The sequence below is a fragment of the Roseibium sp. QJM3NY_11 genome, from assembly GCF_056173175.1.
The window spans coordinates 1,551,149-1,576,531 of record NZ_CM149660.1 but is presented as its reverse complement, the minus strand read 5'-3'; the positions used below and the strand labels follow the sequence as shown (position 1 = coordinate 1,576,531).

Genomic DNA, 25,383 nt, shown 5'->3' with positions numbered 1-25,383 from the left:
GGATCCCGCAGCTGTCCACCAGAAATCGACGCCCCCGCATGAGGCGACCGTGCTTTACGACCTGAACCTGGAAATCACATATGAATACGCCAGTCCGGCCAATGCCGGGCTTCACGCCCTGCGCCTTATGCCCGGCACCCTTCCCGGCCAACAGAAGCTGTTGAGCGGACAGATCAGGCTCGTGCCCGACCCCTCGGAGCTTTACGAGCGGATCGATTTTTTCGGCAATGCGGTCACCGATGTGGCTTACCGCAAGCCCCACAGCGAGCTCTGTTTCAAGCTGACCGCCAGGGTCGACAGGGTGGCGGCTGCCGAAGAGTTCGACATCTCTCCGCCCCTGACGGCCCTGCCGAGAGAACTCGGCAGCATTCAGTCGCTCGGGCCCCTGGCACCGGTGCATTTTCTGGGACCGTCACCGCGCCTTCCCATCGACCCGGCCTTCGCGGTCTATGCACGCGAACAGGTCACGCCGGACAGGAGTGCGGTATCGGCGGTCGAGGCACTCGGCAGGGCCCTGAACGGCGACATGCGCTTCGATGCCGACGCGACCACGGTCGACACCCCGGTGCTGGAAGCCTTCGAGCGCCGGCACGGGGTCTGCCAGGACTTTTCCCACATCATGATCGCCTGTCTCAGAAGCATCGGAATTCCGGCAGGCTATGTCAGCGGCTTCCTGCGCACGCTGCCCCCCGAAGGGCAGCCGAGACTGGAGGGCGCGGATGCGATGCATGCCTGGGTGCGGGCCTGGTGCGGCATTGAGGTCGGCTGGATCGAATACGACCCCACCAACGCCGTGCGCGCCGGTCAGGACCACATCGTGGTTGCGAGAGGCCGCGACTATGGCGACGTGGCGCCGGTCAAGGGGACCCTGCGCACCGCCGGCGGCCAGACCACCAGCCACAGGGTGGACGTCGTGCCGCACTGATCTGGCCGATTGATCCTGCGGCCCCGCCCGGGAGACGGCCGCCCGGGCTCATTGCAAGATATCCCCCGCTGGCCGGCTGCTCCCTGTTTTCAACTGCGCGTATTTGCTAAAGTGTCGGGAGCGACTACAGTTTTGGGAGCTGGTGATGCGTTCGGTGCTGATTGCAGTCCTTGTTTTTCTCGTCACGGCCGGATCATGCCTGGCCGATTACGACCGGTCCAAGGACTGGTTCAACGGCATGACCTACCGGGAACGCATCCGGACCCAGTTTCTGCTGGTCTTCACCGGCGACTACACCGCGCTTGTCGACGGCGCCTTCGGCCGGCTCACCTACGCTGGCCTGACATCGTTTCAAAAACATCGGGACTTCTTTCCCGACGGGGTTCTGAAACCCGGGCAGAAGCTGGTCCTGCAACGCGACGGTCTTGATCTGGTCAAGCGGGTCGGCTTCGAAACATCGCACGAGACCGCAAGCGGGCTGACGCTCGGCGTCCCGGTCAAGCTTTTCGAGACATCCTCCCCGACAGAGCGGGGCCACCTCCGGCGAACCCATGACGGCAGTATCGAGCTGGAAACCTGGCGCGTGGCCCGGCACGAATCCGGTTATGAAACGTTATACAGGCGCCTGACCGGGCCGCAGAGCGGACGTGTCATCAGGTACAGGACGTTTCGCAATGATTTTTTCGTGGTCTCGGGGCGGCAGGACGGTCGTGATTTTTACCTGAGGGTGATGAAGACACTGCGGGACAGCCGGGGATTCTCGCTTTTCTGGGAACCGAAACACACCGTTTTCATGAAGCGGCTGGCGCTCGCCATGTCGAGCAGCATGTCCGCAAGCAGGGCCGGCGGCAACGGCGGTCCGGACAACGCCGGTGAACCGGCGCCGGCACCACGGCAGAACAGCCTGAACAGGACAATCCCGCTGCCCGGAACCGCACCATCGCGGTCCGCCGGCAGCGGGACAGGTTCCTGAGACAGGGCGCCCCCTGAGGGAGCGGACCGCCGGTTCCGGGACCCGATCACACGGCTGCGGAACCGGACTTTCAGGCCTTGGCCTTATGCGGCTTCCAGCTTGGCCAGGAAGCTGTCGACCTCGATCTTGAGCTTCGACGCCTGACCGGAGAGTTCGCTGGCCGCCATGGTCACCTGGCTCGCCGCCGCACCCGTTTCCTGAGAGGACTGGGTGACGCTGACGATGTTTTCGGAGACGGCCTGAGTGCCGTTGGCAGCTTCGGTCACGTTCTGCGCAATCTCTCTTGTGGCGGTATCCTGCTGGTCCATGGCTGCCGCGATATCGGTCGTGGTCTCGTTGATCCGGGCGATGATACCCCCGATCTCGCCGATCGACGTGACCGATGTCTGGGTCTGCTCCTGGATCTCCTTGATCAAAGTGGAAATATTATCCGTCGCCTTCGCCGTTTCACTGGCCAGCGCCTTGACCTCGCTGGCAACAACCGCGAAGCCCTTGCCCGCCTCACCGGCTCTGGCGGATTCGATGGTGGCGTTCAGGGCCAGCAGGTTCGTCTGTTCAGCGATGTCGGAAATCATCGAGATCACTTCGCCGATCTTTTCAGCGGTCTGGGAGAGCTGGTCCATCTGGCCCTCCGTCTTGGCAACCTCGTCAACCGCTTGCCTGGAAATCGTCGAGGCCTGCGAGACACGTGAGTTGATCTCGCCGATGGAACTGGAGAGTTCCTCTGTGGCGGAGGAAACCGTCGCGACATTCGTGGTGGCTTCTTCCGTTGCCGCCGCGACGGAGGTCGCCTGATTGCTGGTTTCTTCCGCAATCCCGGACATGGACTGCGCTGTCGACTGCAGTTCGGTGGACGCTGAGGAGACCGTCTCGACGATCGCGCCGATGCTGGACACGAACTCTCTCGAGGCTTCGGCCATCATTTGTGCGCGTTCCTCTTCGATCCGGTTTTTCTCCCGCTGCTCTTCCTCAAGCTGCCTGGAGCGGATCATGGAGTCCCGGAAGGTCTGGTAAGCCGTCGCCACCGCACCGATTTCATCGCGGGCGTGAACCTTCACGTCGGTGCTGAAGTCCCCGGAGGTCAGAGCATTGATGCCCGTGACCACTTCGCTCAAGGGGCGCGTGATGGCCTTGCGGATGAGGATCCCGGCGAACGTGAGAGACGTTGCGAACACGATCACCGAAATCACCAGGATGCTCAACAGGGCGAATTGTTCGGCACTCAGCGCAGTCCGCGCCGCATCGAGTGTGAAGGCTTCGAGCTCATCCACGAGAACCTCGAGTTCGTGATTGAGCTTTTCCTCTTCCGCCTTGATCCCCGGCTGCATTTCGAACGCTTCGTTCAAGTCGCCTGCTTCGACCAGGTCGAAGGCTTCGATGGCGTGTTCGTCAAAGCTCTTGTGCTCGGCAGCGATCGACTTGAAAGCATCGTAGACCTTCTGGAACTCCGCTTTCATTTCCTCGGAAGTGGATCCGGCGGCGGCCTTCTTGGCAAGATCTCTCGCGTCAACGATTTCCTGGTCGACTTCCTTGGCGTATTTTTCAAAAATATGGCGCGCCTCGACAAATTCGTCACGCGCCTCGCTGTGGTCCGACATCATGACGCCGGCCTTGAAGGCTCTCTCGAGATTGATGGATTGTTCGAGCTGGTGGACCGTGATCTGGCTGACCGCATTGGTCAGCGGAATGTCCTTGTTGGCGATGCCGTCGATCAGGACACCAATCTTGTTCAACTGAAACAGACCGATCACGGCCACGACCACCAGACCCAGAAGACAGGTCCCGACGACAGCCATGATCTTGACACCAATACTGCCCGACCGCATGGCCTTGGCTTTACCGGGAGCTTCGTTTTGTTCCGTCACTTGCATCATTATTCCCCCAACAATGCTCTCAACTAAAAGACGCAACCCGGCACCAATGACTTGGCAGAATCTGGCAGACAGGAGCAGCGCATCTCTGGCCGATGCGGAGGGAAAGATTTCCCCGACGTCATGACCCTGCGGTAGAGCGAGAAAACTCCCTCCGCGTAAACTAAAGATTAAAAGCAAACGCACGTAATGATTGAGAAAATCAGGTCTTCGGAGGCAATGAAACCGGTGAGTGCAATTTGCAATCTGTGAGCCCCTAAAAACAACCCCAGAGAACAGGAGCAGCCGCAAAACAAGGCAGTTTCAGTGAAATTTATTTCAGTTTTTTTAGAACCGATCGGTACGACGCTCTTGCTTACTAGGTAAAAAACACAAGGTAAATTCACCTAGGGTTAATTCGAACGAATCAGGAAATACCGACCGAGGCACCTCTTCGGGAAAGATTTCGTCCGGACCAATTCGATCTTTCCGTGAGACCGTGTGCTCATACCAACCGCAACAAACAAGACCCTGTCGGTTGGCTTGTCCACAATCGTCGGCAAGGCGCGGCACACGGACCGGCCCGGTTGGCCGGCAACGGGACACAACGCAGTTCGGCGGTCCTGAACAAGCCACCGCAGGCCATGACAAAAAACCGCTCCGCAGCGTCGCACGGAACGGTCTCATGTCATGGTCAAACAGGTTCCTGTTTGTTGCGGCTGGATTAACGCACGGCCTTGTCGCCGGCATCGAAGAAGTGCATGCGCGCTTCGTCGAACCGCAATCCGATCCGCGCGCCCTCCTCGACCGTCTCGGCGCCACTGATGCGCACGAGCACGGTGTCCAGCCCGTCCAGGGCGACATAGACAAATGTGTCCGCACCGAGATATTCGGCCACCTCGATCGTACCGGTGCAATGGCCTTCATCGATGCCGACGATGCTCATGTGTTCCGGCCGGATGCCGAGCCTGACCGGCTTCTGCGCGGATCCCGCGTGCGGGTAGTGTCCCTCGCCGTGTCCGTCCAGGGAAAACCTGTCACCGGCCACCGAGCAGGGCAGCACGTTCATCTTGGGCGACCCTATGAACTGGGCGACGAACAGATTGTCCGGATGTTCGTAAAGCTCACGCGGGGAGCCGACCTGCTCGATCACGCCGCCCTGCAGCACCACGATCTTGTCGGCAAGCGTCATCGCCTCCACCTGATCGTGGGTGACATAGACCATGGTCGTGCCGAGGCTCTTGTGCAGACGGGCGATCTCGAAACGCATTTCGACGCGCAGCGCCGCATCCAGGTTGGACAGCGGCTCGTCGAACAGGAAAGCGCCTGGCTCCCGCACGATGGCCCGGCCGATGGCGACCCGCTGGCGTTGCCCTCCCGACAGGGCCTTCGGACGCCGGTCGAGATAGTCGTCCAGCTTGAGCACGTCGGCAGCGGCGTTGACCTTGCTGTCGATCTCCGCCTTGGCGATGCCCGCCGTCTTGAGGCCGAAGCCGACGTTTTCACGCACCGTCATGTGCGGATAGAGCGCATAGGACTGGAACACCATCGACAGACCACGGCCCGACGGCGGCAACGCGGTGACATCCTTGCCGTCGATCTCGATCGCGCCCCGGCTGGTCTCCTCCAGACCCGATATCAATCGCAGCAATGTCGACTTGCCGCAGCCGGAGGGGCCGACGAAAATCACGAACTCGCCGTCCTTGATATCCAGGTCGATGCCCTTGATGACCTGCAGGTCCCCGAACCACTTTTCAACCTTGTTGAGCCGGATCGCTCCCATGACCTGTTCCCCTTTCAGGCTGCCTGTTCGACGTGCGAGGGCGAAGCCCATGTGAGCCAGATGGCGGCGGTCCACGAAAACGTCCCGCCGCCGGCACCCACCCCCGATTCCGGACTGAAATATTCGGCAAAGCCGCTTGTCTCGATCAGCGCCGCCGTATCGTTTCGCAGCCGTTCGGCCCGGGCGGGATCTCCCGCCTCGGCAAACCCTCTTGCGATCATGTAGTTGATCATGGCCCAGACCGGTCCGCGCCAGTAGCGCAGCGCCTCGTAACAGCCATGCTCCGGATCGTAGGACGGCATCATGTATCGAACCTTCGAGGCCATCCGGTCGAAATGCGCCCGTTGCGCCGCCATCGTTGCCGTGTCCGTCAATCCGGCATAGGGCGCCAGGAATGACGCGCAGGAAATGCCGTCGGTCTGTTTGCCCGTCCTCAGGTCCAGCGCCACATGCGCCTGGATGTCCGGGTTCCACAGCGCCTTCGCCCCACTTTCCATCCGGGCGATCCAGCCGCGGATCTCGTCTGCCTCTTTGCCCATCCCGAGTTGCTGGGCCAGGACCAGCAGATCCCGGTTGGCGCGCAGGAAGATGAAGGTCACGCCCGGATCGGCGACGAAGAACGGACAGGTTTCGGCGACCTTCGCCGGGTCCCAGCCAACTTTCCGGCAGGCGGCCACGATGCTCAGGTAGCGGTCGTAATCCTCCTTGTGCGGCCGCATCGCCGGATCGACATGGGAGGTGTCCTTGCGCTCATAGGGTTCGATGTCCCTGACCTCGACGGCGCGCAGCGCATCGTCCCAGTCCGGCAGATTGTCGCGGCCCGATTCCCAGGGATGGATGACGGCGATCACCCCCAGCCCGTCCGGATCCCTGTAGGTCATGTACCAGCGGTGCCAGGCCATCAGCTTCGGGAACAAGGCGGCCGCACGCTCAAGAGCCTGTCCCGTGCGGTCGCCCCTGACCAGATCGAGAACGACGGAGGCGGCCACCGGCGGCTGCGAATGACCGGAACTCGGGATCGGTCCGCCGTTCGTGCCCCAGACACTCGGACCCGGAAAATAGCTCGGGTCGTCCTTGCGGAACAGGATGTGCGGCACCATGCCGTCGCGCCACTGGCCTTCGAACAGCATTTCGATTTCCCGCCAGGCCCGGTCCTGGTCGAAGGTGGCGAACCCCAGCGCGACGAAGACGGAATCCCAGTTCCACTGATAGGGATAGAGCCCCATGGTCGGAATGGTATAGCCGCCCTGATCGTTGTCCGTCAGGATGGACTTGGCGGTTTGATCCAGATCTGCGTGTGACACAGGTAACTCCCCGGGCCTCTCTAAAAGGGCCCTTTTCATAGATTGCTCAACCCTTGACACTGCCGGCCGTCAGGCCCTGCACAAGGAAGCGTTCGAACCACAGGAAAATGAACAGGACAGGCACGGTCGCAATCACCGCCCCCGCCATGAGGTGCTGACGCGGCACCTCGGAGGAATTCAGGGACACCACGCCGCGCGACAGCGTGAAGATGTCCGGATCGTCCAGGAACATGAAGGCGAACAGGAACTCGTTCCAGGCGATCATGAACACGTAGAGCGAGACCGACGCCAGCGCCGGCAGCGACAGCGGCAGTGTGATCTTCAGGATGACGCCGATCCGGCTGAGCCCATCCATCAGGCCCGCTTCCTCAAGCTCCGCCGGCAGCCCGCGGAAATAGCCCTGCAGCATGTAGAGCGCGACCGGAATGGTGGTCGCCGGATAGACGATCAGGAGCCCGGTCAGACTGTTGCGCAAGCCAAGCTGCGAGAACACCGCGTAAAGGGGGATCACCAGGACGATCGCCGGCACCATGTAGATCAGCAGTACCGACCGCGCCAGCAGCGCCTGCCCAGGAAAGCGCAGACGCGAGACCGCGTAGGCTCCGGGCACGGACAAAAGCAGCGTCAGCACGACGGTCGCCACCGAGACAAAGGCGGACACCATCAGGTAGCGGCCGAAATTGAACTGGGTGAACAGTTCCACGTAGGAGCGAAACAGGGACGTGACGCCCTGGCTGAGGTCGATCGACAGGTCCAGCGGATTGGCGAGCAAGGCCTGCTGGCTCTTCAGCGAGGTCATCACCATCACGTAGAACGGCAGCGCCACCATGATGGTGAAGACGACAAAGCCGACCCCCTTGGCAATCCGGATATAGACGACCTCGCGCTCGTAGCGGGACATGGCCCCGAGCCGACTCCCCGACAGCGTGATGCGGTTCGCGGCGGTCACGGAGGCGACAAACGTGATCAGGGCCAGAGCCTGCCAGACCGGGACCGTGCCCAGCGAAAGACCGAACGGCGCGGCAAAGGTCATCACCATCAGCACCAGGAACAGGATCGCCGCGGACAAGACCCACGCAGGCAGTGCGCCGGTGCCGTCGGCGGGCTGGCGCCAGACCAGCACCAGCGCGCTCAGCACGCCGGCGAGCGCCGCGCTGGAAACCTGCGGCAGGGCGAGCTCGCCCGTGATCAGGGTGAGCGTGACGCCGAGGACCACCATGGCGGTAACACCCCAGATCAGCCCGGCAAAAGCGGTCAGAAGGACACTGCCCGGTTTCATAGCCCCTCCTCCTTCGGTGAGAAGCGGATGAACAGGGTGGCGAATGTGACCAGCACGACGAAGACCACCACGGCAACGGCCGCGCCGGCGCCCAGGTTGGACAGGGCAAAGCCCTGTTCATAGACGTCGACGGTGAGCGTGCGCGTGCCCGCATTGCCGCCGGTCAACAGGAAGATGTCGTCGAACTTGTTGAAGGTCCAGATGAAGCGCAGCAGGAACAGCACCGACAGGATGCCCATGAGCTGCGGCAGGGACAGGTACCAGAACTGCTGCAACGGCGTCGCCCCGTCCATTTCCGCGGCCTCGTACATGTCTGTGTTGATCGACTGCATCCGGGCCAGGATGAACAGGAACGACAGGGGAAAATAGCGCCAGGCCTCGAACGCGATCACCGTGGTCAGCGCCAGCGGAAACTCCATTGGAATGCCCAGGAAGGAAAACTCGATCGCGCGCTGGCCGAAGAAATTGATCGGGTCCGTGACGACACCCATCTTGGTCAGGAGCGCATTCAGGGTTCCGGAGAACGGATCGAACAGCACCACCCATGTGAAGGCGACCGCGATCACCGGAGAGACATAGGGAAACAGGAACAGGCCGCGCAGGAACCCGCGCCCGCGGAAGGACGTGTGCAGCAACTGCGCCGCGAACAGTCCGAGCACGAGCGCGCCGCCGGTTCCGAAGATCGTGTAGTAGAATGTCACCCGCAGCACGGACCAGAATTCGTCGGCGTTGAAGATCCTGCGGAAATTGTCGAGCGAAAAGTCGAAATTGGTCAGGACGTTGTTGGCTTCACCGGAAATCCGGGGCTCGCTTGCCCGCTCCGGACGGTTGGCGTCCAGAAACGCCTGTGTGACGGTGCCTTCAAGCCGAAGCCGGTCTTTCCAGCCCGGCTCGACCGTACCGATGGCACAGGTCAGCGCGGCTCCCTCCAGCGCACAGGGCGCCGGAAGTTCGGTGACCTCGAAGCCGTCCGGCACCACGTCGCTCAGAACGACATTGCGGATCTCCTCGTCCCGGGAGGAATTGCGCAGCCGGTATTCCAGGGTGGCACTGTCGCCGGCAGCTTCAGGTCCGCCGCGCACTCTTTCGTTGACGAGCACGGTCGGCGGCCGCAGATCGGCGAGCTGTACCGGTTTCACACTGATCCAGAAATTGGCCAGCAGCGGACCGGCGACGATCAGCAGGATGATGGCGAAGGTCGGCGCCAGCATCATGTAGGCCAGCCACATTTCGCGCCGCTGCATCGGGCCGATGCCTTTCGGCGGGCCTGAAGTGTTTTCCTGGGATGTCGTGTTCATGTGTCCGGCTCTGTTTCATTGCCTTCAGCGTCGGATGGGGCCACGGCTGTCGGGCGATATCGACCCTGCCGCCCGCTTGTATCGCAGGTCTGGGAGGGTGTCGGACCGGGCACCCGAATGGCGGGGTGCCCGGTCTGTTCGTCGCAGGTCAGGTCCTTTGCGCCCCGCTCGCGGAGGCTGAAGGGCCGGATCCTGTTACTGGATCTTTGCCAGTTCCTCGTTGAGTTTCGCCACCGTGGCGGATGCGTCCCGCTCACCGTCGATGTACTCGCGCACATACCTGTTGATGACCTGGCTGTTGATCATCTTGGAGGCGAGCGAAAGCTGGCCGTCCGTAACGCCCCAGCGGCTGGCCGTATCCAGGCCGGCAACGATCGTGTTGACGGTGTCCGCGTCGTAGAGATCCGTGAGCGGCGCCTTGCGGTCGACACCGACCGGCAGCTTGGCCCAGCCGTCGACGAACATGGTCGCGTTGTCCTTGTTGCCGCGGCGGATCGGAAACTTGCCTTCCGGCGCGATCGACAGCGTCGACATGTAGCCCTCATCCATGGAGAACTCGACGAATTGCATCGCGGCCTCCGTGTCCGCATCGTTGGTGATGCCGAAATAGCGGATATCTGCCCAGGCCGCGCCATCCGGGTTGGACGGACCGCTCAGCGTGGTGACGACGCCGGTCCGGGATGCAAGTTCCTTGGAGGTCGGATCGTCGGTGAGGGTCGGCGGTGCGCTGTCCCTGAGACCGGCTAGTTCGTCCAGGATGAACGGCGACCAGATGATCATCGCCGCCTTGCCGGCGAAATAAAGCTCGCGGGACTGTTTCCAGTAGAGGTCGCCGGGAGGCGACGCCTTCGAGATGGCCTTGTAGAAGTCGAGCGCCTCGATGGTCTTCTTCTCGTCCAGCGCCTTGAAGCCGTTTGCGTCCACCGGGCTGACCCCGTTGGCCAGAAGCACATGCTCCAGGACCTGGCTCATGAAGTTCTCGTCGATCTTGGTCGCGGCGACGAAACCGAACATTTCCGGCGGATTGTGCAGCTTTTCAACCGCCGCCAGAATGTTCTCGTAGCTGTTCGGCGCGGCAAGACCGTTCTCCTCGAACAGGTCCTTGCGGTAGACCACCATCTGGGTCCAGCCGTCGACCGGAACCGAGGCGACGCCGCCGTCAACGGCGGCCATGGCGGCAGCTCCCGGCGCGAAGGTGCCGGCACCCAGGCTTTCGAAAACCTCGGTTGCCGCTTCGGTGTCGAGAATGCCGGCTTCCGCCCAGGGCAGCGCGAACTGGAGGGTGTGATAGATGACATCCGGCAGATCGCCCGCGGCGTAGGCCGCAGTCGTCCGGGTTCCCAGATCGGATTCGCTTACCGGAATGACATCGACCTCGATACCGGTCTTGTCCTTGAATGCAGCGGCCAATTCCTCCTGCTTGGCCAGGCGCTCGGGCTGTTCTTCCGTTGTCCACAGTCGCAGCGTGTCAGCGTGCGCGGCGGTCAGACCAAACGCAAGCGCGCCTGCGATGGTCGTTGCAAGGAACGTCGTCCTCCCAATCATTCTATTCTCCCTTGGTGCCAGAATGTGGCTGGTTGTTCAGCCGGGTCCGAATCAGCTTTGAAAGGCTGTCCGGTGTCATGGATGGCGCCCCATCGGATGAGCGCCGGATCAGGACCGCTTTGACAAGCGCCTGCAAACTCTTCGGATCCTTGCCGTCCAGAACGTCGATCAGCTTGCGGGCGACCCGCCCGCCTGCTTCCTGCGCGCTCTGGGAAAAAGTCGTCAGCGGCGGGTCGAGATATTCGCCGACGGGCAGGCCGTCATAGCCGATGACCGTGACGTTGGAGCCGACCTTCAGACCGAACTTGCGGCAGAACTGGACCGCGCCGATGGCAAGCGCGTCGGTCGCGCACAAAAGCGCGGTCGGCGGCCGGGGCAGGCTGAGCAGCGCCTCGGCTGCCTCGAAACCGCCCTTTCCGCTCAGGTCGCGCAGGCATTCCAGATCCGGATCGTGGGTCACGCCCAGATCCTCAAGTCCCTGGCGGTAGCCGTCCCGGCGCTGCAGGGCGAAATTGAGATCCAGCTTCGCGCCGATAAATCCGATCCGCTCATGGCCGAGACTGTAGATATGCCGGACCCCTTCGGCGAAGGCCGCCACGTTGTCGATGTCGAACCAGGCGAAGTCGGACGGATCGCGCGTGCGGCCGTGAGCGACGAAGGGAAAGTTGTGCTCCCGCAGGCAGGCGATCCGGGGATCGTCGACCTCGGTCCGGGTGACAATGAAACCGTCGACCTTCCGCCGTGCGATCAGGCGCTGAAGCGTCTCTATCATGTGACCGGGCGAATGGGCCGTGGTCACCAGCAGGTCCAGGCCCAATTCGTCCAGAGCCCGGGCGATCCCGTCGATGAATTCGGACAGGAACGGATCCGCGCCGCTGCCGTGGCCGACCGGGATCACGATCCCGAGCGTGTCCTGGCGCCCCCGTTTGAGATTTCGGGCATTGGCTGAAGGCTGGTACCCCAGTTCCTTGACGGCCTTGAGGATACGATTGCGGGTTGGTTCGGAAATGTCGGTATAGTTGTTGAGGACGCGCGAAACGGTTCCCTTGGCCACACCGACATGGCGGGCGACGTTGTCAATCGTGACGGAACCGCGTGCGCGCGACATTGAACCTCCCGGTATGTTTCCAACCTGTGTGCCCAGCTCTGACCCTGTCCGTTCTGCCAACGGACCAGGCGGCTGATGCTTGCAAAAAGTTTCACAAAACCGATTTCGGAAGTCAACAAAATCGGTTTCGGTGCTTTGAGATAATTCTTTCGCAAAGCGGGAAGTCGCTGTCTCTGCAACGAAACCTGCCGCATCTTGTTTCGGAACAGCCAGGCGCGGCGCGCCGGTTTTCCATCAGGAAGTTTCAAGAAGAGGGTGCCGGCGCAGCCACGGCGTCTCGACGCGGTGGCAGTTGCAGGGGGCACTTATTGGGGCACTTGCAGGGGCCTGCCGATCAGAACGGCACTCCGGACACGAGAATGAGATTGGCGTAAGGGGTGCATTCGCCGGTCCGGATGACCGCACGGGCACGGGCCGTCCGTTCCTTGAACGCTTCATGCGGCAGGCGTTCGTCCTCGATGGGCTTGCCTGTTTCGGCCGCCCAATGGGCCAGCCTCACCTCGATCTCCGTGGCGAGTTCCGGCGAGGCCTCGTCGGCGAACACGGCCTGCTCGATGATCATCTCGTCGGCCAGAGCGTCGAGGACATCGAACAGCCCCGGCACGCCGGGGCTGACCGCCAGGTCGATGACGCCGACATTCTGCGGCACCGGCAGCCCGGCGTCGGCCAGGACGATTTCATCGAGATGGCCGAGCGAGGCCACAAGCTTGCTCAGATGGCGATTCAAAAGCTTCGTACGTTTCATGGCCTGTTCCTTCCTGAAACAGCCGTCCTCACGTCAGCGACACAAGCGCTTCGCAGAGCGGCTCCGGATCATAATAGGGTGCGGACGTTCTGCTGACGAGATCCAGTCTCAGAACTGCGATCCCCCGCGCCGTGATGGCCTCGGTTTCGCTCACCGGAACGCAGCGGTCGACAACCACGAAATTGAGCAACCTGTGCACCGGGCAGTCGGCACCGGCATCACGGTGCAGATAGGCGAGCAGCGTGTGGACCCTGTCCGCCAGGCTCAGGTCACCGGCTTCCGGGTCCTGCCCCAGGCTCGGAACGTAGACCTTCGGCACCGTGCGGTTCGCAATCGCCCGGCCGACGCCCTCCGGCAGCAGATTGGCGATCAGGCTGGTATAGAAACTGCCCGGCGCATAGCAGATCAGATCGGCCGTTTGCATCAGCGAGCTGTTCCGGCCCGCGAACACCGCTCCCGCCGGGTTCCGCCCCTTCAAGCTGCGATTGAAAAAGAGATCCTTGATCGGAGAGGACAGCGGCGCATGTTCCTTGCCGGTCAGAAGATGTTGCCCGATGACGACCTCGCCGCTGGCGAGTTCCGCGCCCAGATGCAGATTGTCATCGGTGACCGCCCGCACCGTGCCCTGGACACCGACCAGCTTGGACACCAGAAAGATAATCGGTTCGAGTTCCTGGTTCTGGTTGAGATAACCGCCGGCAAGGATCAGGTTGCCGATGCTGGCCCCGCGCAGATCGAAACTCTTCGGGCAGACCGCCCGGAACGCGGCGAGCTGATTCTGGATAAGTGCGCGCATCGGCTGCTCGATGGCGCCGGTCAACGGATGGCTGCCGGCGATCATGGCATTGAGTTCGCGAGCAAGATCCGCCTGCGCCGCTTTTTTGGCGAACCGGTGGGTGAACAGGCGAAAGACATCCGGATGCCCCAGCACGGTTTCGTCCGCGAGTGCCATCAGCCGGCTGCGCAGGTCTCCGATCGCCGGCATGTTGAAGGCCAGCCTCAGGCCCTGCGAGCTGCCGCCACTGTCGAACGGCGTCACCAGGTGGATGGAATTATGCGTATAGCGCTTCAGTTTTTGCGCGACACCATTGAGCGCCGATCCGCCGCTGAAGAACAGCAGGCGCGGTCCCAGCTTGGGATTGGAGACGAAACGCTCGATGCGGAACGGATCCGGCATGCGCACGGCACGGGTGATGGTGAGTTCTGTCACGTCCAGTTCCCAAAAAGCGGTCCGTTCACGCGACCGTCCCGAAGCACTTACCAGAAAACACCCTACGCGATCCAGATAGCCCGGAAATCATTGACATTCGTCAGTGTCGGCCCTGTGACGACCTGGTTGCCGATCGTCTCGAAAAACCGGTGGGCATCATTGTTGAGAAGCGCTTCCTCCGCATCGGCGCCGGCCTTGTCGGCCCGCATCAACGTGTCCGGGCCGATCACGGCCCCGGCCACCTCCGCCGCGCCGTCGACCCCGTCGGTGTCGCAGGCAATCGCGTGAATGCCCGGCGCGCCTTTCAGCGCGAAGGCCAGCGCGAGCGCGTATTCGGCGTTGGGCCCACCGACGCCGTCGCCGCGGCGGGTGACAGTGAGTTCGCCGCCGGACAGAAGCAGCAGCGGACGGCTGCCTTCAGGGCGTTCGCGCTGGCGGGAAAGCGCCAGCGTGGCATGGGCCCGGGCCGTGTCCCGGGCTTCGCCTTCCAGCGCATCGCCGAGAACCTCGACGTCGCAGCCCTCGGCCTCGGCCAGACTGGCCGCCGCCTCGAGACTTTGTGAGGGCGCGGCGAACACGACATTGCTCACCCGGGCCAACCGCTCGCTGGCCGGCGCCAGAACCCGCGTCGCGCCATCGAGCACCTCCGCAACCGTCTCCGGCACCTCGACCTTCCAGGACTTGAGAATGGCTTTCGCGTCTTCCGTCGTGCTGGCATCGCCGACCGTCGGCCCGGACCCTATTTCCGCCGGGCGGTCTCCGGGAACATCGGACAACAGCAGGGCAAGCATCCTGGCCGGATAGGCGGCCGCGGCGAGTTGTCCGCCCTTGACCCGGCTCAAATGCTTGCGAACGGTGTTCATCTGGCCGATGGGCGCTCCCGAAGCGAGCAGCTTCTGGTTCACCTCCTGTTTCTCGGCCAGGGAAATATCGCCGGCAGGCGCGCTCAGCAGCGCCGACGCGCCACCGGAAATCAGTGCCAGCACGTAGTCGTCCTCGCCGAGACCGGACAGCAGATCGAGCATGCGCCGGGTCGTCGCGAATCCCGCCTCGTCGGGGACCGGATGGGCCGCCTCGACGATTTCAATGCCCTGGCAGGGCCGGCCATAGCCGTAACGCGTGATCACCAGACCCTCGCAAGGCCCCCAGACCGTCTCGACCGCCTCGGCCATCCGGGCCGACGCCTTGCCGGCACCGACCACCACGACCCGCCCGGACGGTTTTTCGGGAAGATGAGCCGCAAGGCTCTTCATCGGATCCGCCACCTCGACAGCCCGATCGAACAGCACTTTCAAAAAATCCTCGACCGTCTCAGCCATCGCAATTTGTCCCGTGTTTCTCCGTTGTCATGGTTTGAGCCCGGATCCGGCAGGTTTTTCAAGTGCCAATCGGTAGCTTTCGGTTCCGGTTTCCTGGAAACCAGCGGCACACACGGCAACAGATGGCCTCAAGTCCGGTTTGCCATTGGCGGCGGACGACCACACATAAGTCACTGCCAATGGAGATCCAAATGACCGTACCGCCGTCTTCCGCGTTTGACACCGCCATCCGCAATCCGGACAATCCCGCCCATCTCATGGTGATCAAGGACGTTCCGCGCCGGGTCCGCATCTTCAGCGGGGACATGCTCCTGGCCGACAGCAGAAACGCCCTCCGGGTTCTTGAAATCGGCAAATCCTTCTATGACCCGGTGATCTATGTGCCGGAGAGCGATCTGAAAGCCCGGTTCGGCACTATCGACAAGGCAACCCATTGTCCGATCAAGGGCAATGCCGGCTATGTCGCTCTGGAGGGTGTGGAAATCGGCTGGGTCTACCGGACACCGATCGTCATGGCAGAACGGCTGGAAGGCCATTATGCCTTCTGGCCGGAAAAGGTCCGGGTGGTGGAAGGCGACTAGAGCACTCTGTCAGTCCTTGCCGACATCCTCGACATACACCAGCGCCCGACCCTGGCAAATGCGCCTGCCGTCGGCGGTCTCGCACACGGTCTCCAGGTCGACCAGGTGTTTTTCAGGCCGCAACCGGGTGACGGTGACCGACGCGGTCAGCGGCTCGCCAACCGGCGCCGGCGCCAGGAATTCCAGGCTCTGCTTGAGGTAATTGGTGCCGCGGCCCGGCAGCTTCACACCGAGCAGATAGGAAAACAGACCGCCGATCAACGGCCCCGGCACCGTGTCCGAGACCCGGGCATTTTCTCCGGCCAGAACCGCGAACTCCTGCATGTCCCGGACCGTGTAGCTGCGCGTCAATGCAGCGCGCCTGCCGATTTCCAGCGTCATTCGCCCACCTCCAGCGTGCAAGTCGCCGACAGCGTCACCGCGTCGTCCGCACTGCGCTTGACCTCGATGTCGATGACCTCAGGCCGGTCCGCATTGCGCAAGAACGTCAAGGTCAGCTCCTCATCCGCATAGGCCGGATTTGGAAACATCAGGCTTTGCATCACGTGCCGCCGGCCCGGATACAACGCGTCCAGATGACCGAAGACCCGCGTATATAACAGCATGCCGTGCGATACGGTCCGCCCGAAACGGGTGCGGGCGGAAAACGCCGGATCGACATGGATCGGATTGTCGTCGCCCGACAAGTCTGCGAAGGCATCGAAATCGGCCTGGTCCGGGGTCCAGTTGAAGACAGCGCCGGGCGGCGTCTCGGGGCTGTGGTTCATGGGTCACGCATCCTCAGGTGTTTTTTCGGCCATATACCGGTCTTTCAGAACATTCTTGCGGACCTTGCCGGCGGCGGTCCGCGGCAGATCGGCAACGACAACGAAGTTTTTCGGGATCTTGTAGGCCGCAAGTGAGGTCCGGCACCAGTCCGCGAGCGAACCGATATCGATTGACCTGCCGGGCCGCGCGATCACGAAGGCTGCGCCCACCTCGCCCCATTTGGCATTGGCCACTCCGATCACCACTGCTTCCAGGACCGCCGGATGGCCCAGCAGTGCATTTTCGACCTCGGCCGGATAGACGTTCTCGCCGCCGGAGATGTACATGTCCTTGATGCGGTCGATGATGAAATAGTATCCGTCCTCGTCGCGCTGGCCGATATCGCCGGATTTCAGCCAGCCGTCGGACGTGAAGGCGGCGGCCGTCGCCTCGGGGTCGTCCATGTAGCCGGGGGTCACGTTCGGACCCCGGAACTGGATCTCCCCGTCTCCCGGGCCTTCGACGATCCCGCCGTCGGCGTCCACGAGCCGGACATCCGTCAGCATCTGCGGCTTGCCGACCGATCCGACCTTGTCCCAGGCATGGGCTGTGTCCATCAGGAACACCGTCGGGCCGGTTTCCGTCATGCCCATGCCGTTGCAGATGGTCGCGCCCCGCCCCTGAAACTCCTTCAGAAGATGCCTGGAAACCGGTGCTCCACCGCATCCCAGGGACCGGACCCGGGAGAAATCCGTCGAACCGATCCGGGAAGACAGGCTCATCGCCTGGTAGACCGCCGGGACCCCGAAGAAACAGGTCACCTGCCCGGCGGCGACAAGCTTCAGCACCGCATCGGCATCGAACTTGCGCAGCACGGTGGACGATCCGCCGTTCAGAAAGATCGGCAGGGTCGGCAGGTTGATACCGGCCGTGTGGAACAACGGCAGGAAGTTGACCCCCCTTTCGCCCGTGGACAGGCCGGTGGCCTGGCAGTAGTTGACCATGTTGGCGTAAGCCATGCCCGCGGTCTGGATAACCGCTTTGGGCAGGCCCGTGGTGCCGGAGGTGTAGAGCAGATACCAGGGAGCCGTTGCGCCGATGCAGCCGCAGCCGATCGCCGCCGGACTGGTGCGTTCCAGGAGCGGGTCCAGCGCGCTGCCGCCCCCCGCCGTTGCCCCCAGTGACAGCAGGCAGGTTCCCGTCTGTTCGGCCAAAAGCCGCGCCGTCCCCGCGAAGGCTTCGTCGTGGAAAAGCAGTTTTGCGCCCGAAGCCTCGAGGATCGGTTTCAACTCCGGGGCCGGCTGGCGCCAGTTGAGCGGCACCAGCACGACACCGGTCTTTTGTGCCGCGAACAGAAGAACGAAGAAATCCGGGTGGTTCAGGCAGAGCGCCGCGACGCGGTCGCCTTTGCTGAGCCCCTTTCCCAGCAACAGGTTGCCGAGCCGGCTGGCCCGGTCGTTCACCTCGCCGAAACTGTATCGTCTGCCGGTCTCGTGATCGACAAAGGCAACCGCTTCAGGCATCAGCTCGGCCCGTTTCGCGGCCATGTCGGTCAAGAATTCCATGGCTCCTCCCAATCCCCCTGACAGCCTACCTCGCAGACGCGCCTCAGGCGCGTCTTCTTGTAAAATCCTTCATGCCTTCCAAAGCCCCCTGCCGGCCGATCAGATCCAGAAACCGGTTCTTTTCCTGGTCGAGCCGCTGACGGACATCTGTGCGCCGCCGCGCATCCCATATGCTCTGCCGCGTCGCCTGATGGGTCTGCGCGTAGCCCTTGCCGAGATCGCCGACCCAGTCGTCGATCAGGCCCGCAAGCCCGGACGCCGGACCGCCTCCCGATACCAGTCCCAGCTCCTGTGCCTCGATGGCGCCGATGCGCGTGTTCCGATACTGGATCGCCAGCGCACGCGCCGTGCCGATCCGGTCCGGCAGCAGCGCCGTCCAGCCGCCGTCCGGGCCGAAGCCGACCATGCTGTAATAGGGCTGCACGAAGGCGTCTTGCGCCATGGCCACAAGATCCGCGGCCAGCATCAGCCCGGTCGACCCGCCCGTGACAGGGCCATTGACCGCTGCCATGACAGGCGCCGGAAAGGCAAGCAGGTCCAGAATGGCCTCGTGCAGACCGCCAACCAGGAGATCCGCGTACGACCTGAGCTGATCCCGCGATCCCGCATGGTCCAGAAATCCGTCCAGGTCGCCGCCGGTCGAAAAGCTGTCACCGCGCCCGGACAGGACCAGGGCCGCGGGGTCCCTCTCGGCTGCCGCGGCGATGGCGGCCCGCAGATCGTCCACCAGCGCCGGCACCAGAGCATTGTGCCGCTCGGGCCGGTTCAGCCAGAGCCAGATGGCTCCGTGCCGCATTTCGGTCTCCACCAGGCTCATCTTACGCGCCTCACGGGTTCCGGCTTCACGGCTTGATGCCGTTGGCAATCAGGTCGTAGGCGCTGTCGACCAGCGCTTCGATGGGCTTGTCGGATTTGAAGACCACAAGCTGTTCGCCGAGCGAGCGGGCGATCCCCATGAGCGCCCAGGCACGGGTCTCCGGATCGCCGACGGAGATCTGCCCGGCAGCCTCGGCGTCTTCAAGCCCGGTCCGGTATCCCGCCGCGAAGGTCACGTAATAGGCTTCATAGGCGTCCGGATCCACGAACAGGGCCTCCTGAACGATCCGGTAGAGATCGGGGTGCGCACGAACGAATTCCAGGAATGCACGGAGGCCGGCCTTTTCCGCTTCGAGCCTGTTGCCGATGCCCTGGGTCGCCTCTGCGATCGTGTGGCGGACCAGCCGCCCCATTTCCAGAACCAGCTCCGAAAACACCTGCTCTTTCGTGGTGAAATAGATATAGAATGTGCCTTGGGCGACACCGGCTTCGCTGGTAATATGGCCGATGGAGGCGTCGTTGTAGCCCTTCTCGCCAATGACCCGCTCGGCAGCGGCGAGAATTCCGCGGCGCGTGGCTTCCCCGCGCGCGGTCTTGGGCTGTCCCGTTTTTGGATGTCCCGTCTTTGGATGGCCGGATTTGGGGGTTTTACCCGCCGCCCTGATCGGCATGTCTGCCTCGTCGGCCGGTTTGCGCACGTCCTGTATCCTCCCGAAACCATCGAAACATGAACCAGTATTCATGTTTGCGGATTGAAAGCAAGAAACTTCTTCAAATTCGACCGGACCAGACGAAAAAGTGATTCCCCGGACAACCGGAACGAGCGCGCGATCGAACCGGTTCCTGACTACCCTGAATGCATGTTTTTTGTGAGCTTATGACCTAGGGCGTTTGGCCGCAGCGTGTGATTTGACCTTGATCAAGGCACAAACATTGATATGCAGTTTTGAATGGCTATAAATTAGCTGCTACTCTGGTTGCGGACGAAGAGACGGGCTCCGGAGATGAATATACCGCGCGGAACGTAAAGTCGCGCGGGCCTGGGGAGAGGCGCTTGCGGCGAACGCCGGCGAAGAGAGGATCCTGAGTATGGACGTGAACGCGTATCTGGAAGAACGCCTTGGCAAATTGCATGACAACGGGAATTACCGCGTCTTCGCGGATCTCGAACGTCAGGCCGGCGACTTTCCGCGCGCGACACGCTACCGCGAGGACGGCTCCGTTCAGGATGTGACCGTGTGGTGCTCCAACGATTATCTCGGCATGGGCCAGAACGACAAGGTCGTTTCGGCCATGCAGGATGTCATTTCCAAATGCGGCGCCGGGGCCGGAGGCACCCGCAACATTTCCGGCACCAACCACTATCACGTTCTCCTGGAAAACGAGCTCGCCGACCTGCACGCCAAGGAAGCGGCCCTGATCTTCACCTCGGGTTACGTGTCCAACTGGGCGGCACTCGGAACGCTTGCCTCCCAGGTTCCGGGCATGATCGTCTATTCCGACGCGCTGAACCATGCCTCCATGATCGAGGGCATTCGTCACGCCCGCTGCGAAAAGCGTGTCTTCAAGCACAATGATGTCGCCGATCTGGAACGCCTGATGGCCGCCGATGACCCGGACGCGCCGAAACTGGTCGCTTTCGAAAGCGTCTATTCCATGGACGGCGACATCGCGCCGATCCGGGAACTCTGCGATGTTGCCGACAAATACGGCGCACTGACCTATCTGGACGAAGTTCACGCCGTCGGCATGTACGGATCGCGTGGCGGCGGGGTCGCCGAGCGCGAGGGCCTGATGGACAGGCTCACCATCATCGAGGGCACGCTCGGCAAGGCCTTCGGCGTCATGGGCGGATACATCACCGGCACCAGGACGGTGATCGACTTCATCCGCTCCTTTGCTTCGGGCTTCATCTTCACCACCGCCCTGCCGCCGGCACTTGCCGCCGGCGCGACGGCCTCGATCCGGCACCTGAAGGAAAGCCCGTTCGAGCGCAAGGCGCACAAGGACCGTGTCGCCCAGGTGCGCGCGGCGCTCGACAAGCGCGGCATTCCGCACATGGAAAACCCGAGCCACATCGTTCCGGTGATGGTCGGCGACGCCAAGAAGTGCAAGTGGATCTCCGACATCCTGCTGGAGACCTACGGCATCTATGTCCAGCCAATCAACTATCCGACGGTTCCTGTCGGCACCGAGCGTCTGCGCTTCACGCCGACCCCGCTGCACACGGCCGCGGACATCGAACACCTCGCAGATGCCATCAACGACCTCTGGTCGCAATGCGCGCTCGCCCGGGCCGTGGCGTAAACCCGTCCTGACTGCTGATTGTAAAACCCGCTCTCCTCCGGAGCGCGGGTTTTTTTCGCCTCCGCCGTCCAGGGCGAGTGTGCCCCAAGCCGAACCCCTATCCGCAATGACGTCCGGGTTTTTGCTGTCACCTCTTCTCCAGATCCCGCCCCTGCCCTAGCTACCCCTTGAGAGCCAGTTCACGGGGAGCATCGCCGATGCGGATACTTTTTGCCTTTCTTGCCTGCTGGCTTCTGGCCACATCGGCGTCTCGGTCAGAAGACGTAGACCTGGAACTCGTCCTGCTCGCCGATGCGACCGGGTCGATTGACGAGGCGGAAATCCGGTTCCAGCGGCGCGGCTATGCCGAGGCGATCACCGACCCGTCGGTGCTGAACGCGATTTCCAGCAACATCTACGGCAAGATCGCCGTCACCTATGTCGAATGGGCGGACATGCTCTCCCAGGATGTCGTGGTCGACTGGACGGTGATCGACGGTCCGGTCCCGGCGGAAGCCTTCGCCGAAAAGCTCATGGCCGCGCCGCGGCGCGCCTATGGGCGCAACGCCATCGGCGCCGCGTTGCTGAAAGGCAAGGACCTGATCGACGGCAACGGCCACAGAGGGCTTCGCCGCGTCATCGATCTCTCCGCCGACAGCGCCAACAACTGGAACGGGCCGACCATTGCGGAGGCAAGGGAGGCCGTCGTGTCCTCCGGGATCGTCATCAACGGCCTGGCCGTCCTGTGCCGGCACTGCTCCGGGCGTCCGGTCTCCTACGATCTCGAAGAACGTTTCTTCCAGGAGATCATCGGCGGCCCGGCCTCGTTCGTGGTCACTGCCGACAGCGCCGGGACCTTTGCCGAGGCCGTGCGCAAGAAACTGATCCTTGAAATCGCCGCCAGGCCCGAGGATTCCCGGCGCATCCTCAAGCGGACGGCGCGGCTACGCATGGAGGAAAAAACAGTCGATACGGTCCCGGTTCGCCGATAGTGAACTTAAAAACCCTCCGGGAAATTCACGGTTGCCACACGGGAGTATGATCTGCTTGTGATTTGAGTTGGCGGGGCCGTCTTGCCCTAATGCCGCCGAAGGCTTTGGGAGAGAGATATTTTTTATGGCCACCGGTCTTTTGATGCTGGCGATGTTTACCGTCTGCTACACCTTGCTGGCAAAAACCCTGTCCAACGGCATTCTCACTGCGCCAATCCTGTTCATCGGGTTCGGCTATGTGATGGCTCAGACCGGAATGTTTCCCTTTGAGGATGCCGAACATCTCCTGCACATCGTTGCAGAAGTCGCCCTCATTATCCTGCTGTTTCTGGATGCCGCGCAGATCAACCTGAAATCCTTGCGACAGCGCCATCAGTGGCCGCTGCGCATGCTGGTGATCGGCCTGCCGCTGGCAGTTGTGATCGGCACGGCGGTCGCCGCGCCGCTGCTCTCGCCCATGCCGATCCTTGTTGCGGCGCTCGCTGCGGCCCTTCTAGCCCCCACCGACGCGGCGCTCGGCCAAGCGGTCGTCACCAACAAGGCCGTGCCGGAACGCGTCCGCCGGGCGTTGACCCTGGAAAGCGGCCTGAATGACGGGATGGCCCTGCCGGTCATCCTGCTGTTTGCGAGCCTCGTTGGCGAAATGATGCAACCCGAGGCAACGAACTGGCTGCTGTTCGGTGCCAAACAGCTCCTTTTCGGACCGCTCGTCGGCGGCCTCATCGGGGCCGTCGGCGGCGTCATGTTCCTGGCGGCCAAGCGGCGCAAGATGACCTCGGCAACCATCGAGGGCATCGGCGCCCTCGCCATGGCCAGCGGTGCCTATCTGGCGGCCGCAATGGTCGACGGCAACGGCTTCATCGCCGCCTTTGTCGCCGGGCTTTTCTTCGGCAATGTCATCAAGGGCCAATGTGCCTTCATTTTCGAGTTCACGGAAAGCGAAGGCCAGATGCTGGCTTGGGGCGCTTTTTTCCTGATCGGACTTGCGCTGGTACCGAACGCAGTCGCCCATCTCGATGGAAGGATGCTCACCATCATCCTGACCAGCCTCTTCATCGTCCGGCCGCTGGCGATCTGGCTGTCGCTGACAGGCACCGATGCGGCACCGCTGACCAAGCTCTTTTTCGGTTGGTTCGGCCCGCGCGGGCTGGCAACCGCCTTGTTTGCCCTGCTGGTCGTCGATCAGCTCGATCACGAGATCGGCGAGTATTTGTTGAACCTTGCCGTCAACGCTGTGTGGATCAGTGCCGTCCTGCACGGTGTCACAGCCGTGCCGCTCTCCAGGTGGTACGGCGCGCGCATGTCGGAAAATGAAGGCGCCGCCGAAATGAAAACCGTGCCGCCGATGCGGCCTAAGCCTACAGCCGAACAACGATAACTGGAACAATCAACTGCCAGGGCGGAAACGCCGTTAGCCGGAGGAATCATGAAAAGACAAGTAGTTGCCTCTTTAAGCGCTTTACCCGACAGAGAGCCGCAATATGCGTTCGTGGCCGATGTCGACCTTGTGGTCGTCCGCTTTGACGACGAGGTCTCGGTTTTCTACGGCCGCTGCCTGCACCGCGGTGCACTGATGTCCGACGGCTATGTCGACGGCAAGAACCTGATCTGCGGTCTGCATTATTGGGACTACCGCCTCGACAGCGGCGTTTCCGAATACAACAATTCAGAGGCCCTGCCGAAATTTGCGTGCTGGGTCGAGAACGACGACATCTTCGTCGACGAGGATGAAATTACCGCCTGGGCGGAGGAAAACCCGCAGCCTTTCCAGCGAGACCAGTATCTCGGCCTTTACGCCGATCCCAGCCACGGCGCTGAGGAAGAGCCTTACAACGGCCTGATCCAGCAATATGCCCGGGACGGCCTTTCCAAGACCGGGCATCATGGCAAGGTCGACGCCATGGGTGTACCGCGCGCCGAATTGCCCGACTGGGACGACATCCAGATCCTCACCGCCCAGTTGCAGCGGTTTCCGATGCTGGACAACGACCCTGTCGGCACCGATGTCGTCATCGGCCCGAACGCGCAAAAACCACTGCATCTGAAAATTCCGCTGTTCGTCTCCGACATGAGCTTCGGTGCCCTGTCGGAACCGGCCAAGGTCGCGCTGGCACGTGGTGCGGAACTCGCCGGCACAGGCATCTGTTCCGGCGAAGGCGGCATGCTGCCGGAAGAACAGGAAGCCAATTCCCGCTACTTCTATGAACTGGCATCCGCCCGCTTCGGCTTCGACTGGCCGAAGCTTGCAAAGGTGCAGGCCTTTCATTTCAAGGGTGGCCAGGGCGCCAAGACCGGCACCGGCGGCCACTTGCCCGGCGCCAAGGTGAAAGGCAAGATCGCCGAAGTGCGGGGCCTGAAAGAAGGCGAGGATGCGATCTCGCCTCCGCGCTTTCCGGACTGGACCGAGTGCTCGGAGGTAAAGGACTTCGCCGATGAAGTGCGCAGCCGCACCGGCGGCATCCCGATCGGTTACAAGCTCTCCGCGCAGCATGTCGAAAAGGACATCGACGCCGCGCTCGAGGTCGGAGTCGACTACATTATCCTCGACGGCCGTGGCGGCGGCACCGGTGCCGCTCCGATCATCTTCCGCGACAACATTTCGGTGCCGACCATCCCGGCACTTGCCCGCGCGCGCCGTCACCTGGACAAGCTCGGACGGAGCGATGTATCGCTCGTGATCACAGGCGGCCTCAGAAAACCGGCGGACTTCGTCAAGGCGCTCGCGCTCGGCGCCGACGCCATCGCCGTGTCAAATGCCGCCATGCAGGCGATCGGCTGCATTGCCATGCGTGCCTGCCACACCAACAATTGCCCCGTCGGCATCGCCACCCAGAAACCGCATCTGGTGAACCGGCTGCAGATCGAAAAATCCGCGCGCCAGCTCACCAATTTCTTCGATGCCTCGGTTGAGCTGATGCAGGTGATGGCCCGCGCCTGCGGCTATTCCCATCTCAACCGGTTCTGCCCGGAGGATCTGACCACCTGGAAACGGGAAATGGCGGATCTTTCCGGTGTTGCCTATGGCGGTGTCACTCGGCCATGATGGCCACTCGAGGA

General features: G+C 62.5%; 22 protein-coding genes. 7 read left to right on the top strand and 15 right to left on the bottom strand.

Annotated features, from left to right (window positions below; translation table 11 throughout):
• The first annotated feature begins 49 nt into the window (after positions 1–49).
• Positions 50–925 (top strand): transglutaminase family protein, encoded by an 876-nt coding sequence (locus tag AC0VX3_RS07190; protein ID WP_475524132.1) that lies wholly within the window; start codon positions 50–52, stop codon positions 923–925.
• A 145-nt stretch (positions 926–1,070) separates the two neighbouring features.
• Positions 1,071–1,898 carry a peptidoglycan-binding domain-containing protein gene (locus AC0VX3_RS07185; protein ID WP_475524131.1) on the top strand — a complete coding sequence of 276 codons (828 nt, stop codon included), beginning with the start codon at positions 1,071–1,073 and terminating at the stop codon, positions 1,896–1,898.
• An 83-nt stretch (positions 1,899–1,981) separates the two neighbouring features.
• Here the strand turns inward: AC0VX3_RS07185 and AC0VX3_RS07180 are convergent, their stop codons facing one another.
• The 10 genes from AC0VX3_RS07180 to AC0VX3_RS07135 all read right to left on the bottom strand — a co-directional run bounded on the left by AC0VX3_RS07180 (position 1,982) and on the right by AC0VX3_RS07135 (position 15,339).
• A complete protein-coding gene (locus AC0VX3_RS07180) occupies positions 1,982–3,763 on the bottom strand; it encodes a methyl-accepting chemotaxis protein (protein WP_475524130.1) in 1,782 nt (593 codons plus the stop codon).
• Between the two features lie 709 nt (positions 3,764–4,472).
• Positions 4,473–5,531 (bottom strand): ABC transporter ATP-binding protein, encoded by a 1,059-nt coding sequence (locus AC0VX3_RS07175; protein WP_475525154.1) that lies wholly within the window; start codon positions 5,529–5,531, stop codon positions 4,473–4,475.
• Between the two features lie 14 nt (positions 5,532–5,545).
• Complete coding sequence (locus AC0VX3_RS07170; RefSeq protein WP_475524129.1) at positions 5,546–6,835, bottom strand: MGH1-like glycoside hydrolase domain-containing protein; 1,290 nt, start codon at positions 6,833–6,835, stop codon at positions 5,546–5,548.
• A gap of 46 nt (positions 6,836–6,881) precedes the next feature.
• A complete protein-coding gene (locus AC0VX3_RS07165) occupies positions 6,882–8,114 on the bottom strand; it encodes a carbohydrate ABC transporter permease (protein WP_475524128.1) in 1,233 nt (410 codons plus the stop codon).
• On the bottom strand, positions 8,111–9,412 hold the full coding sequence (locus AC0VX3_RS07160; RefSeq protein WP_475524127.1) for a carbohydrate ABC transporter permease: 1,302 nt from the start codon (positions 9,410–9,412) through the stop codon (positions 8,111–8,113). The genes AC0VX3_RS07165 and AC0VX3_RS07160 overlap by 4 nt, the downstream gene beginning before the upstream one ends.
• A gap of 195 nt (positions 9,413–9,607) precedes the next feature.
• Complete coding sequence (locus AC0VX3_RS07155) at positions 9,608–10,957, bottom strand: ABC transporter substrate-binding protein (protein WP_475524126.1); 1,350 nt, start codon at positions 10,955–10,957, stop codon at positions 9,608–9,610.
• Position 10,958: 1 nt separating this feature from the next.
• Positions 10,959–12,065 (bottom strand): LacI family DNA-binding transcriptional regulator, encoded by a 1,107-nt coding sequence (locus AC0VX3_RS07150; RefSeq protein WP_475524125.1) that lies wholly within the window; start codon positions 12,063–12,065, stop codon positions 10,959–10,961.
• A 334-nt stretch (positions 12,066–12,399) separates the two neighbouring features.
• The gene (gene rbsD / locus AC0VX3_RS07145; RefSeq protein WP_342892838.1) at positions 12,400–12,810 is read right to left on the bottom strand and encodes a D-ribose pyranase; all 411 of its coding nucleotides are present in this window, start codon (positions 12,808–12,810) and stop codon (positions 12,400–12,402) included.
• Positions 12,811–12,838: 28 nt separating this feature from the next.
• Positions 12,839–14,020, bottom strand: coding sequence for a GAK system CofD-like protein (locus AC0VX3_RS07140; RefSeq protein WP_475524124.1), 1,182 nt, complete (start codon positions 14,018–14,020; stop codon positions 12,839–12,841).
• A gap of 62 nt (positions 14,021–14,082) precedes the next feature.
• Complete coding sequence (locus tag AC0VX3_RS07135; protein ID WP_475524123.1) at positions 14,083–15,339, bottom strand: glycerate kinase type-2 family protein; 1,257 nt, start codon at positions 15,337–15,339, stop codon at positions 14,083–14,085.
• Between the two features lie 191 nt (positions 15,340–15,530).
• On the opposite strand from AC0VX3_RS07135, the gene AC0VX3_RS07130 reads away from it, so the two are divergent.
• Positions 15,531–15,920: a DUF427 domain-containing protein gene (locus AC0VX3_RS07130; protein WP_475524122.1), complete on the top strand. Its 390-nt coding sequence runs from the start codon at positions 15,531–15,533 to the stop codon at positions 15,918–15,920.
• A 9-nt stretch (positions 15,921–15,929) separates the two neighbouring features.
• On the opposite strand, the gene AC0VX3_RS07125 is transcribed toward AC0VX3_RS07130, so the two are convergent.
• From AC0VX3_RS07125 to AC0VX3_RS07105, 5 genes are read right to left on the bottom strand one after another with little or no spacing between them, the layout of a single operon-like run.
• Positions 15,930–16,301 (bottom strand): hotdog family protein, encoded by a 372-nt coding sequence (locus tag AC0VX3_RS07125; RefSeq protein WP_475524121.1) that lies wholly within the window; start codon positions 16,299–16,301, stop codon positions 15,930–15,932.
• Complete coding sequence (locus tag AC0VX3_RS07120) at positions 16,298–16,687, bottom strand: MaoC family dehydratase (protein ID WP_475524120.1); 390 nt, start codon at positions 16,685–16,687, stop codon at positions 16,298–16,300. Before AC0VX3_RS07120 ends, AC0VX3_RS07125 begins: the two co-directional genes overlap by 4 nt.
• A 3-nt stretch (positions 16,688–16,690) precedes the next feature.
• Entirely contained in the window at positions 16,691–18,232 is a 1,542-nt protein-coding gene (locus AC0VX3_RS07115) for an AMP-binding protein (protein ID WP_475524119.1), read from the bottom strand.
• Positions 18,233–18,275: 43 nt separating this feature from the next.
• Positions 18,276–19,049 carry an enoyl-CoA hydratase/isomerase family protein gene (locus AC0VX3_RS07110; RefSeq protein ID WP_475524118.1) on the bottom strand — a complete coding sequence of 258 codons (774 nt, stop codon included), beginning with the start codon at positions 19,047–19,049 and terminating at the stop codon, positions 18,276–18,278.
• A gap of 25 nt (positions 19,050–19,074) precedes the next feature.
• Entirely contained in the window at positions 19,075–19,746 is a 672-nt protein-coding gene (locus AC0VX3_RS07105) for a TetR/AcrR family transcriptional regulator (RefSeq protein ID WP_475524117.1), read from the bottom strand.
• A gap of 391 nt (positions 19,747–20,137) precedes the next feature.
• On the opposite strand from AC0VX3_RS07105, the gene hemA reads away from it, so the two are divergent.
• The 4 genes from hemA (at position 20,138) to AC0VX3_RS07085 (ending at position 25,369) form a co-directional block, all read left to right on the top strand.
• Positions 20,138–21,355 carry a 5-aminolevulinate synthase gene (gene hemA / locus AC0VX3_RS07100; RefSeq protein WP_348151537.1) on the top strand — a complete coding sequence of 406 codons (1,218 nt, stop codon included), beginning with the start codon at positions 20,138–20,140 and terminating at the stop codon, positions 21,353–21,355.
• Positions 21,356–21,552: 197 nt separating this feature from the next.
• Entirely contained in the window at positions 21,553–22,326 is a 774-nt protein-coding gene (locus tag AC0VX3_RS07095; protein ID WP_475524116.1) for a DUF1194 domain-containing protein, read from the top strand.
• Between the two features lie 124 nt (positions 22,327–22,450).
• Positions 22,451–23,704 (top strand): cation:proton antiporter, encoded by a 1,254-nt coding sequence (locus AC0VX3_RS07090; RefSeq protein ID WP_475524115.1) that lies wholly within the window; start codon positions 22,451–22,453, stop codon positions 23,702–23,704.
• A 48-nt stretch (positions 23,705–23,752) separates the two neighbouring features.
• Positions 23,753–25,369 (top strand): glutamate synthase-related protein, encoded by a 1,617-nt coding sequence (locus AC0VX3_RS07085; protein WP_475524114.1) that lies wholly within the window; start codon positions 23,753–23,755, stop codon positions 25,367–25,369.
• Positions 25,370–25,383: the final 14 nt, after the last annotated feature.

Excerpts from the sequence above, each read along its gene's own strand:
- AC0VX3_RS07185 (WP_475524131.1), top strand. The coding sequence starts at position 1,071 with ATGCGTTCGGTGCTGATTGCAGTCCTTGTTTTTCTCGTCACGGCCGGA.
- AC0VX3_RS07175 (WP_475525154.1), bottom strand. The coding sequence starts at position 5,531 with ATGGGAGCGATCCGGCTCAACAAGGTTGAAAAGTGGTTCGGGGACCTG.
- AC0VX3_RS07165 (WP_475524128.1), bottom strand. The coding sequence starts at position 8,114 with ATGAAACCGGGCAGTGTCCTTCTGACCGCTTTTGCCGGGCTGATCTGG.
- AC0VX3_RS07160 (WP_475524127.1), bottom strand. The coding sequence starts at position 9,412 with ATGAACACGACATCCCAGGAAAACACTTCAGGCCCGCCGAAAGGCATC.
- AC0VX3_RS07155 (WP_475524126.1), bottom strand. The coding sequence starts at position 10,957 with ATGATTGGGAGGACGACGTTCCTTGCAACGACCATCGCAGGCGCGCTT.
- AC0VX3_RS07150 (WP_475524125.1), bottom strand. The coding sequence starts at position 12,065 with ATGTCGCGCGCACGCGGTTCCGTCACGATTGACAACGTCGCCCGCCAT.
- rbsD (WP_342892838.1), bottom strand. The coding sequence starts at position 12,810 with ATGAAACGTACGAAGCTTTTGAATCGCCATCTGAGCAAGCTTGTGGCC.
- AC0VX3_RS07135 (WP_475524123.1), bottom strand. The coding sequence starts at position 15,339 with ATGGCTGAGACGGTCGAGGATTTTTTGAAAGTGCTGTTCGATCGGGCT.
- AC0VX3_RS07130 (WP_475524122.1), top strand. The coding sequence starts at position 15,531 with ATGACCGTACCGCCGTCTTCCGCGTTTGACACCGCCATCCGCAATCCG.
- AC0VX3_RS07125 (WP_475524121.1), bottom strand. The coding sequence starts at position 16,301 with ATGACGCTGGAAATCGGCAGGCGCGCTGCATTGACGCGCAGCTACACG.
- AC0VX3_RS07120 (WP_475524120.1), bottom strand. The coding sequence starts at position 16,687 with ATGAACCACAGCCCCGAGACGCCGCCCGGCGCTGTCTTCAACTGGACC.
- AC0VX3_RS07115 (WP_475524119.1), bottom strand. The coding sequence starts at position 18,232 with ATGGAATTCTTGACCGACATGGCCGCGAAACGGGCCGAGCTGATGCCT.
- AC0VX3_RS07110 (WP_475524118.1), bottom strand. The coding sequence starts at position 19,049 with ATGAGCCTGGTGGAGACCGAAATGCGGCACGGAGCCATCTGGCTCTGG.
- hemA (WP_348151537.1), top strand. The coding sequence starts at position 20,138 with ATGGACGTGAACGCGTATCTGGAAGAACGCCTTGGCAAATTGCATGAC.
- AC0VX3_RS07095 (WP_475524116.1), top strand. The coding sequence starts at position 21,553 with ATGCGGATACTTTTTGCCTTTCTTGCCTGCTGGCTTCTGGCCACATCG.
- AC0VX3_RS07090 (WP_475524115.1), top strand. The coding sequence starts at position 22,451 with ATGGCCACCGGTCTTTTGATGCTGGCGATGTTTACCGTCTGCTACACC.
- AC0VX3_RS07085 (WP_475524114.1), top strand. The coding sequence starts at position 23,753 with ATGAAAAGACAAGTAGTTGCCTCTTTAAGCGCTTTACCCGACAGAGAG.